This window comes from Comamonas piscis, assembly GCF_014109725.1.
GTDB classification, from domain to species: domain Bacteria; phylum Pseudomonadota; class Gammaproteobacteria; order Burkholderiales; family Burkholderiaceae_C; genus Comamonas; species Comamonas piscis.
The window spans coordinates 1,594,817-1,603,952 of sequence record NZ_CP058554.1 but is presented as its reverse complement, the minus strand read 5'-3'; the positions used below and the strand labels follow the sequence as shown (position 1 = coordinate 1,603,952).

11 protein-coding genes are annotated in these 9,136 nt (G+C 54.2%); all 11 read right to left on the bottom strand.

Annotated features, from left to right (window positions below; translation table 11 throughout):
* Positions 1-540: 540 nt before the first annotated feature.
* Positions 541-2,595 (bottom strand): ATP-binding protein, encoded by a 2,055-nt coding sequence (locus HS961_RS07135; protein WP_182327046.1) that lies wholly within the window; start codon positions 2,593-2,595, stop codon positions 541-543.
* Positions 2,596-2,612: 17 nt separating this feature from the next.
* The gene (locus tag HS961_RS07130) at positions 2,613-3,668 is read right to left on the bottom strand and encodes a DNA cytosine methyltransferase (protein ID WP_182327045.1); all 1,056 of its coding nucleotides are present in this window, start codon (positions 3,666-3,668) and stop codon (positions 2,613-2,615) included.
* Positions 3,669-3,991: 323 nt separating this feature from the next.
* Positions 3,992-4,561 carry a hypothetical protein gene (locus HS961_RS07125; protein ID WP_182327044.1) on the bottom strand — a complete coding sequence of 190 codons (570 nt, stop codon included), beginning with the start codon at positions 4,559-4,561 and terminating at the stop codon, positions 3,992-3,994.
* Positions 4,558-5,073, bottom strand: a complete 516-nt coding sequence (locus HS961_RS07120; RefSeq protein ID WP_182327043.1) for an N-acetylmuramoyl-L-alanine amidase — start codon at positions 5,071-5,073, stop codon at positions 4,558-4,560. Before HS961_RS07120 ends, HS961_RS07125 begins: the two co-directional genes overlap by 4 nt.
* Positions 5,074-5,150: 77 nt before the next feature.
* Entirely contained in the window at positions 5,151-5,555 is a 405-nt protein-coding gene (locus HS961_RS07115; RefSeq protein ID WP_182327042.1) for a hypothetical protein, read from the bottom strand.
* Entirely contained in the window at positions 5,552-5,932 is a 381-nt protein-coding gene (locus HS961_RS07110; RefSeq protein WP_182327041.1) for a hypothetical protein, read from the bottom strand. The genes HS961_RS07115 and HS961_RS07110 overlap by 4 nt, the downstream gene beginning before the upstream one ends.
* A gap of 67 nt (positions 5,933-5,999) precedes the next feature.
* Positions 6,000-6,791: a DNA adenine methylase gene (locus HS961_RS07105; RefSeq protein ID WP_182327040.1), complete on the bottom strand. Its 792-nt coding sequence runs from the start codon at positions 6,789-6,791 to the stop codon at positions 6,000-6,002.
* Positions 6,757-6,948, bottom strand: a complete 192-nt coding sequence (locus tag HS961_RS07100; RefSeq protein WP_182327039.1) for a Com family DNA-binding transcriptional regulator — start codon at positions 6,946-6,948, stop codon at positions 6,757-6,759. Before HS961_RS07100 ends, HS961_RS07105 begins: the two co-directional genes overlap by 35 nt.
* A gap of 163 nt (positions 6,949-7,111) precedes the next feature.
* Entirely contained in the window at positions 7,112-7,681 is a 570-nt protein-coding gene (locus tag HS961_RS07095) for a hypothetical protein (RefSeq protein ID WP_182327038.1), read from the bottom strand.
* 9 nt (positions 7,682-7,690) lie between these two features.
* Positions 7,691-8,476: a glycine-rich domain-containing protein gene (locus tag HS961_RS23755; RefSeq protein ID WP_327012019.1), complete on the bottom strand. Its 786-nt coding sequence runs from the start codon at positions 8,474-8,476 to the stop codon at positions 7,691-7,693.
* Positions 8,477-8,505: 29 nt separating this feature from the next.
* The gene (locus tag HS961_RS07085; RefSeq protein WP_182327036.1) at positions 8,506-9,042 is read right to left on the bottom strand and encodes a hypothetical protein; all 537 of its coding nucleotides are present in this window, start codon (positions 9,040-9,042) and stop codon (positions 8,506-8,508) included.
* Positions 9,043-9,136: the final 94 nt, after the last annotated feature.

Below are 9,136 nucleotides of genomic sequence, written 5' to 3'. Positions count from 1 at the left end.
GGGGCCCCCGCTGCTGGCACGCGGAACGCAGACTCCCCAGCCATGTCAAAACGCGGGCATCTGGCGCCGTGGCGCGCAGATCGGCTGTGGGGCCTGGCAAGTCCTCTACAATACACCGCTGTCCCTCTCCGTAGTTCAGGGGGTAGATCTATAGGCGAATTTGATTTCCCGTATCAAATTTGTATCACCAAACTCCCTCAATGTGAGGCTTGCGCGGTTAAGCCTCCTTCGTCGGTCTAGCCATCAAACCTCAAATCAAAGGAGGTGAAGAGGCTACAGGAACCGATCCGCTATACCGGAACGTCCACTTGATGAGCGGACTCTATTCGAAGGTTGAGATGAAACTTCTCAGCTCCTTCAACGTCGCCTCTACTACAGCGTTGAAGCGGCAGTAAAGATTGCGCATGAGTCCTGATCGTTGCTCAATGCACCAAGAGTCCTCTGCAAAACTCCGGGCTATGTTTTAAACGTCGCTCGGGAGCCCCGCAGTGCAGCACGTTCCATCACGCCTAACAAGCCCTATGCAGAAGACCCCTAACATTAACAAGCATCTATTTTCCTGAAAACCTCTTCAACCGAGCTTAAGCTCGAATGAACGTCTAAATAAGCCTGATAAGCATTAAATGCATTATTTATCAACTGCTCATATGTGATAATTTTCGCATTTTGCTTCGCGTAGGATTCCAGATCATCATCAGTAAAGTCCGCAGGGACCTGTGATACCAGCAGATAAATATCTTTCGGAGGAACCGGAACTCCAGAGTAATGCTTTTTATAATACGCATTAATCGCGATATTATATTTTCTCGCTTGCTCATAAAGAGCCATCGACTTCAAATCTGTCTTCCGCGGACGCTTCAACTCGACAACAATATGCCTTCCACTATTTTTTCTAAATGTAATATCTAAGCGCGCACCAGTGGATGAATCATCAACCTCCTTGAGTTCCCGTGTTAATGTTTTCTCCATCTCCTCAGTACCACTGATCCTGTCCCACGACGGATCTAAAAGCCAAAGATTATTAAATAAGTACTCTTGAGCAACTCTCTCTAGCTTAGTTGCATCATTAGCAATATCTCTAAATTTTCGAATAATCTCCAACCTTTGCTTTGTAATCTCCGAATATGCAGCCTCTTCAATATCGCTTAAAGAAGAAAAAACAGCCGAAAACTCTGGGCTGAGCACATCACTAATCTCAGACAATTTCTCCAATTGATTTTTTAGCTTTAATTTTTCAAAGGCAATAATTGCCCCTCGATACAAAAACTTCTTTGCTTTAGAGTTTTTCTCCTCATCAGGATGAATGCTTGCGTTTTGTATAGATGTGACTAGTTTATGAGCAAGCTTTCTATCACGAGCATCCTTCAAAGTACTTAGCCATTCCACTACTGCAGCATTAGCTGGTATAGACTTTGACAACCCCATCTCAATGCGCCAATCATCCCAAACGTCGCCAATATCAGATAGATTTTTAGTCAGAAAATTTAATAGCTCTCGAAATTTTGGGTCATCTTTTTTTATAGCTTCTCGACTTGCAGTGGCCCGATCTATCTCGTCATCATCCAAGAAATCCGCATGAATTTCACCAACGAGGTAATTTTTATAATATTTTGCACTATTAAATTCAGCGAGCACATCTTCTGCAAATACACGACCGTTTGCAAATATTGAAATCATATTTGCACTCTCATCTTTCGCGCCAAGATTTTTCGGTTCCTCCACGCTCGCAATATACCCAGTAACATTTAACTGGATACCATTGTAATCAAATACACCATCTAAAGTTTGAATACATTTCTCATCCATGCCTGTGTTTTCATTTTTTACAGAGGCAATTTTTGGAGATATATTCTCAATATCTGATTTTGTGGCAGAATCAAAAGCCCAAAGAAACTGAATATAATTATAAAAACCTCGATCCTCTTTCTTAATATGCTCTCCATTGAGCAAGATAGAAAAATTATGTTTCCCATCTATCACGCTAAAGCGGCGCGCTAGTTTCAATCTTAGGTAGGCCTCGGTAGTCTTTAACCCAGTGAGCACATCTCGCAACTCAATACGTGTGCCCTGTCCCTTTACAAAAGGAACTCCTTCAACCTCCTTCAATTCAATACTTTGCCCTTTTTCGATACTTTTTTTCAGTTCAGGGACATTTATCTCAAACGAAACAATTTCCCCACCGCTTCTTTGAGACGTAACTTTTACTTGATCTGCCAACGCAAACATTGAAAGCTTGCCTATCCCTTTTCGCCCCATAACCCGACGGTTACCAGATTCACTTGTGCGGACTCCATTATCGCGGCGAGAATAACCCACCCTTAGAAATTTTTTCCGAATCCCTTCCACATCCATACCGTGGCCATCATCTTCTATAACGATAGATTTGGAATCCGGGGAAATTTTAATAGTAACCTTTTCAGCGTCTGCGTCCCAGGCGTTAGCAACGAGCTCAGTCAGCGCGGCAGGGGTGGAACTGTACAATCCAACGCCTAGGTGATTGATGACATTAATATCAACATTAAAAACGAAATTGTATTTATTCCCGACCGCAATAGAGTCATGTTGTTTATTAATAATTGCAGCACCCTCACTCATATAAGCTCCTTAATTAATTAATGACTGGCCACATGACTCAAAAACATTTTACCAATCACCTCACCCAGTTTTGGAGGGACCGCGTTCCCAATCATCTTCCCAATTCTGTCCATACCAACACTATTATCTTCCACAAACTGATAATCCTTGGGGAAGGACTGAATTAATGCAGCCTCTCGTGGGGTTAGTGCGCGATCTTGCGTCGGATGTCCGAATCGACCGGCACCGTAATTGTAGAATTGTGTAGTTATCGTTGGGGCAGGCTTTGAGGGATCAAGGCGAGAATAAACACTGGGGTAGGTAGCTCCTGAATCTCGCTTGTGACATTCAGCACGCAAGCTTTCCGGCCAGTCTGTCCAACTCCCCCCCGGCTTTGAAGCCCGTATTCGCTGTATATTAATAGGTGTTAAGCGCCGGGCAAAGTGCATAAGATCTTTATCCGATCTACCACCTCCTTCAATTGGATCCAACGTATCTAGCAGAGCACCAACGTTAAGAGTCTCCTTAATATCAACAAGCTTGTATAAGTCTGAGTCTACTTCACCAATCCGAGAAGCCAATAGTACTAAACGCTTCCTTGTTTGGGCAACCCCTATCTTCTCACAGGAAATCACACGATACGACACTGAATATCCTTGGCATTTCAAAACTTCCACAAAATCAAGAAATGGCTTGTGAAGCAGTACCTTTGGAACATTTTCCATCGTTACCAATTCAGGTTGCGTTTCTCGTATGAGGCGAGAAAACTCATTTAAAAGAAAGTATCTTGGATCTTCCTTACTATTTTTCTTTATGGGAGCCGTATTAGCAGCAGTGGAAAAAGGCTGACAAGGTGCACATCCTGCTAACAATCTAATTGACTTTCCTGCTGAAGACCATATATTTGTCAATTCTTCAGCTGTCACATCTCCAACACTTTTTGCGAAAAACTGAGCTCCTTTATTATTCGCTTCATATGCATATCGGCAAGATTCTTCTATATCGAAACCCGCTTTAACAGAAACACCGGCATCCAGCAATCCGCGGGTCAATCCCCCCGCTCCGCAAAAAAGGTCTATTGCTTCAATCTTCATGGCTATAAGTGTAAGTAAAAGTTTGCCGCCCGTCGATGGGCCAGTACAACATTTGCTAGTTCCTCATTGTCGCTGCAACTGCCCTGGGTTGGGAGTGTAGAAATTCAGGCGATCGGACCAGTTGGGTCACCTAGATGGCATGTCTTTTTGCCTCATCATCATTGACATTGGGTTGAAGATCCAGTCAAGCGAGTCCTGTATCCCATAGAGTGCGAAGATAGCCCACCCACCACCCACGCCGTCGCTCGCGGCATTGGATGCCTGCCACTGTTCCCTGCGCAGGCCAACTTAAGACTTCTACGCTCCATTAGGAATGACCTGTTTCACCTTGGGTGCAAGTTCAGTTGTTGGTTTTGGGCCTCAATCCCGGCGCACTGGATGGTATAAGATCGTAGGTATTCGAGCTTCCTGGCGTCTTCTTTGACGCTGTCTCGGAGATCAAGAACAGCGATTCCAGTATCTCCATCGAGCGCGAGGGTAGCATCGCCCACGCTGCCGGTGGTGGCATTGAGGCGCCCTCCACCGTCACTTGCGCCGGGGGCGCAAGCAGCACGCTTGGTGACGAGGCGCACCCCACAAGTGCCATTGCCAACGCACTTGCGCAGGCGATCAGCTTCCAGCTTTTCTGCATCTCTCTCTCCTGATAGTTTGGTGTCGACGGTCGCAATCGCGGCCTGGTTGAGATCGATGGCCCGTTGCACCAGGCGCTGGACGTTGCGTGCGGCCGTGGCCTGCTCTTCCAGCTGATCGGCATGACCTTGCCGGATCTGCGCAATGGTGGTGTCCTTGGCCTGCAGCTGGCTGTCTGTTCGCCAGGCGTGCAAGGTCCAGCCACCGCCCAGGCCTGCAAGCCCGATAGCTGCGACCGCAAGAAGGGTGCGTTCTAACGTCATGACGCAAGCACCCCCGCAATGGCGCTGGCCACGCGGTGCATGTTGCTCTGCAGCTGCACCAGGTCACTCTGGTTGCTGATGAAGCAAAGCTCTGCAATCAGCCCACCAGCCGTGACAAAACCCAGCTTGCCGCGTGCGCTGGCAGACTGGTCGATATAGCCAGCCTCGCCGCGCACACGCAGGCCCAGAATGGCCGAGATAGCAAAGCTGATGCGCTGGGCCAGGTCCCGTTGCTTGGGCAGTGCAATCGTCTCCACGCCCGTGGCCTGGGGGTTGCTCGATGCGTTGAGGTGGATCTCCAGCGCGACTGCGCCATGGCGGATCAGATTGATGGCGGTGGCCAGCGGCTGGTTATCGCGGCCTTCGCCATCGGTCCAGACACGGTGGCCACGCAGCCGCAGCTCAGCGGCCACCAGGTTGCGCATATCCACCGCAATCTCGGCTTCGGTGTGCCCATGCGCCACTGCGCCCGGGTCGGTGTTGCTGTGACCAGCTGTGATAACAAATTCCATAAAACGAACTCCTCGCGCGCGTAGCGCATTTGTGTGGCGAAGCCATGGGGTTAAGGGGTATGGAGGGGTTTCGAGGGCTATGGCGCATCTGGCGCGGCATGCTTGCCCGTGGAAGCGCGCTGCACAGACTTCACGGCCTGCTGTGCGCGAAGGGCAGCGGCTTGGACTTCCGTGGCGGCCTGCTCGACCGCTGCGCTGCTGCCTACGGCTGCATCAGCCGCGTCACGAGCTGAGTCCGCAGCGGCCTGGGTTTTGCCCGTCAGGAGGTCCAGGCGCAGGCCATAGGCCGTCTGCAGGCGCTCGACCTCCTCCTGACTGCGCTCGCGCTCATTGGCAACGCCTACCCAGTAGCCGGTGGTTGCGCCACACCAGAAGGTGCCGCCAACGATCACGGTCATTGCGCCGATGGATTTGGCCCAGCGCCAAGCGCTGCGCGCCCGTGGGCTGCACTGCACCAGCTCACCAAAATTGCTATTACTCATCGTTGTGACCTCAGTTGTTGCACCTCGGACCGCATAGCCTGGATCTCACCGCGCTGGGCTTCGATCTGCCGCGCCTGGCTGTCGATGGTGGATTGCAGGCTTTTGATCTCCCCCTGCAGCAGCCCGAGGGATGCGGTCAGGTCATTGCGCTCTTTGGCGAAGGCGTCAGCGCGCAAGGTCAACTCACGGTTAGCCTCGCGCAGAGCTTGCGCAATGGCCGTCCATTCATCAATCGCTCGCACGCTGCCCGCGTTATCGGCGTCCTCCAGCTTTTGCTTGCCGCGCTCACGCCAGATGAAGTAGGTAACCACAGCGGCCAAAGCCAGGGCAGAGCCCAGCTGTGACTTGGCGGCTTCGAATAATTGGGTGAAGTCCATGCCGCCTCTTTCGGACAATAAAAAAGCCCGCCGAAGCGGGCACAACCAAGGCGCGGCCAGCGGCCTGTTAGAACAGGCCTGCAGGTTCGTCCTCGGGATTCCAGTTGTAGATAACCAGCTCTCCACGCTCAACCGCTTTCCCCCCGCCCCCTACCGTGTAGTCAATGCTCAGCGACTCCATGGCGAAGTCCTTGAAGCACTCGCGAATGTCGGGGTGGTCATTGATGCTCAGCACGGCCTTGCCCTTGACGGCCTTGAGCTTGCGCGCCATAAGCTCGTACTGGTCCCAGGCAAACGGCACGCCATAGCCCTCGGTCTGCCAGTACGGCGGATCGAGGTAGAACAGGCTGTGTACCCGGTCGTAGCGGTCCAGGCATGCCGCCCAGTCAAGCTGCTCGATGGTGACCCCGCCCGCAAGCCGCAAATGCGCTGCAGACAGGTTTTCTTCAATCCGCAGCAGGTTTACGACAGGAGCCGTGGTGGCCGTGCCAAAGGTCTGGCCTGTCACCTTGGCACCGAAGCAATGCTGCTGCAGGTAGAAGAAGCGCGCAGCACACTGCACATCGGTCAAGGTCTCGGGCCTGGTCTCCTGCAGCCACTTGAAAACCTGGCGGCTGGAGAGCGCCCATTTGAACTGGCGCACAAACTCTTCCAGGTGGTGGGTCACCACCCGGTAGAGATTGACCAGGTCGCCATTGACATCGTTGAGCACCTCCACATCGGCAGGCGCGCGAGCAAAGAACACAGCGGCCCCGCCAGCGAAGACCTCGACATAGCAGCTGTGAGGGGGAAAGCGTTTTAAAAGTAGATCGACCAGGCGGCGCTTACCGCCGATCCAGGGCACGATTGGGGTTGCCATTGTTGGCCTCCGTCAATGGCACTCTGTGGCGCTCTGGTGTGGGGCTAGATGCCCTCAAACAGTTCAAAGCCCCACAGCGGGGGCACTTGATATTCAGGAGGGTGTAAACCCCCTCCCCTAACTTGCGGCCGCAGCTGCCGCATCGGATGTCGTTCATTGCAAGGAAGTTTCTGTAAATGAAACTCCGGTTAGACTATCGCCGCTCTCGCGAGAGTGGCGTGGCCCTGGCCGGACTTGCAGGCGTGTTCTGCGGGAATGGGTCCTGGAGCGGTGTTACCGCACTGCTCTAGGTCGCCCCGTCTTTTATTGCGCTTGCGGCGTCAAGCCGTGGAAGGCGCGCCAATCTCCACCGCCGTGATGACGATGCCAGCGAAGTCCATATGGGCCTCGGGTGGCAGGCCACTGTTAATCAGCTCCGGGGTGACTTCCCAGCGCTTGCTGTCCTTCATTTCGGCGGTGAACTGGGCCCGGCCATCATCGAAGGCGATGTTGATAAAGCGCACGGCACCATCGGTGCTGCGCATGGGCATGGCGAATTCCTCGCCGAAGCCTGGCACACGCTGGCCCTGCAACTGCAGCTCCACATCAATGGTCACAGCCGAGCCCACCGGCAGCTTCATGCTGGAGAAGTCGGGCGCGATCACAGCACGGGCTGCGTTGGCCTCGTCCACAGTCACCGAAGTGATGACCACAGCCGGCAGCGCCACGGGCTCGGGGCCGGCCACCACAGGAGGCTCAAAGCCACCCGCAGCGCTCCAGCTCCAGCCGATGCCGGCACCAGCAGCCAGCGGCTCAACCGCATCCCAGTCTGGAGCGACAAGGGCCACAAACGCCTCATCGGCCACGATCACGTTTTCCACCAGGCCAGATTTGATCAATGCGTAGTCCATCTCGTCTCCTTATTCAAACCATTCAACCCGGCACCAGCCAGAGCCCCCGGGTTCTCCAGCTGCGTTCGAAAAGCTACCTCCGCCACCACCGCCACCGGAGTTAGTTCGGCCGGCAGTGGGAGGCGTAGAGCTCCCGACTCCGCCATTACCCCCGCCATGCGAGCCCACTCCAGCTCTGTTGATGTCAGTGCCTCCTCCGCCGCCACCGCCACACCGCTCGTTTATGCCAGCGCCCCCGTTGTTATCGCCCCCCGCACCGCTTGATCCAGTGCCGCCACTTCCGCCATGCGTTCCACGACCACCACGGTTATACGTGGCGGTGTCTGAAATAGTCGTTGCGGTGCCGCGCCCCGGAAGCAATACACCTCCGCCACCACCACCAGCGCCTGCTCCGTTTCCTGACCCGCCGCCACCGCCGCAAGCACCATCGTTACCTTGTCCAGTCAGGAGATTGGTGCCAAAGCCACCACCACCGCCTCCAGGACAAACCAGTAAGGACCCGAATGAGGACGTACCTCCATTAGAGCCAGCGGCCGCAGCAGTACCAGGCGCGCCACCGCCGCCAATCGTCACCGCTACAGCGCCGGTTACAGTGGTTTTCTCATCGGCGTAACGGCCAGCGCCACCGCCCCCGCCTGGCCGAGAGCTGCCCGCGCCGCCACCACCACCACCGCCACCTCCGCCGCACAAAATGACTCGCACCACCCCGCCTAACGCCAAGAGCTTGGGGCTAGGAGTGAACACTCCGCCAATCAGGAAATCTTGATAACGTAGCTTGCCGCCGCCACTGAGCATGTTTGAAAGATTTTGCATAAATAGTCCTATCAGGAAACGCTCAAGACCCAAGCACCTGGCGCGGTGCAAGATGCAATGACACGGCGCGCATCAACGGCGTCAAACAGCACGTTGTCGGCCACTCCATTGATGGTGTGCGCTGCATTTGCGCGGCCAAGCGTGAAAAGGCTGGAACCCCAGCCGCCGGCACTGTTGAAAACAATTTGATTGCCCGCCACGCCCGCCGGTAATGGCCTGCTGTATGCCGAGCCAGCAGACAGCGCATACTCAGACCCCATCACCAGGGCAACACCGTTGTCGGCCGCCGTGGAGGTGCGCTGGACCAGCGCTTCCTGCAGGCCCACAACAACACCGGTGCGCCCGTTTACCGATGCCACAGGGCCGGCCTCGATGGCATCAAGCGCATCGCGCACATCCTGTGCGGCTTGATCCACTGCCACACGGTCGGCATGTGCCGCGTCTGCAAAGCCTCCTGCAGCGGTCGCGGCATCCTGTGCATCCTGCGCTTTAGCCTGCGCCCATTGAGCATTGGTGTAGACCTGGGTTAGCGCCGTGTTGAAGGACACACGCCGGGGCTCATAGACAGCGGCCAGGGCAAACGCCTTGGCGCTGAAGGTCACCCGGTCATCAGTCGGCTGGGGAGCCGGAGGATATGCGGGC

Coding starts and splice junctions, on each gene's coding strand:
- HS961_RS07135 (WP_182327046.1), bottom strand. CDS start 2,595: ATGAGTGAGGGTGCTGCAATTATTAATAAACAACATGACTCTATTGCG.
- HS961_RS07130 (WP_182327045.1), bottom strand. CDS start 3,668: ATGAAGATTGAAGCAATAGACCTTTTTTGCGGAGCGGGGGGATTGACC.
- HS961_RS07125 (WP_182327044.1), bottom strand. CDS start 4,561: ATGACGTTAGAACGCACCCTTCTTGCGGTCGCAGCTATCGGGCTTGCA.
- HS961_RS07120 (WP_182327043.1), bottom strand. CDS start 5,073: ATGGAATTTGTTATCACAGCTGGTCACAGCAACACCGACCCGGGCGCA.
- HS961_RS07115 (WP_182327042.1), bottom strand. CDS start 5,555: ATGAGTAATAGCAATTTTGGTGAGCTGGTGCAGTGCAGCCCACGGGCG.
- HS961_RS07110 (WP_182327041.1), bottom strand. CDS start 5,932: ATGGACTTCACCCAATTATTCGAAGCCGCCAAGTCACAGCTGGGCTCT.
- HS961_RS07105 (WP_182327040.1), bottom strand. CDS start 6,791: ATGGCAACCCCAATCGTGCCCTGGATCGGCGGTAAGCGCCGCCTGGTC.
- HS961_RS07100 (WP_182327039.1), bottom strand. CDS start 6,948: ATGAACGACATCCGATGCGGCAGCTGCGGCCGCAAGTTAGGGGAGGGG.
- HS961_RS07095 (WP_182327038.1), bottom strand. CDS start 7,681: ATGGACTACGCATTGATCAAATCTGGCCTGGTGGAAAACGTGATCGTG.
- HS961_RS23755 (WP_327012019.1), bottom strand. CDS start 8,476: ATGCTCAGTGGCGGCGGCAAGCTACGTTATCAAGATTTCCTGATTGGC.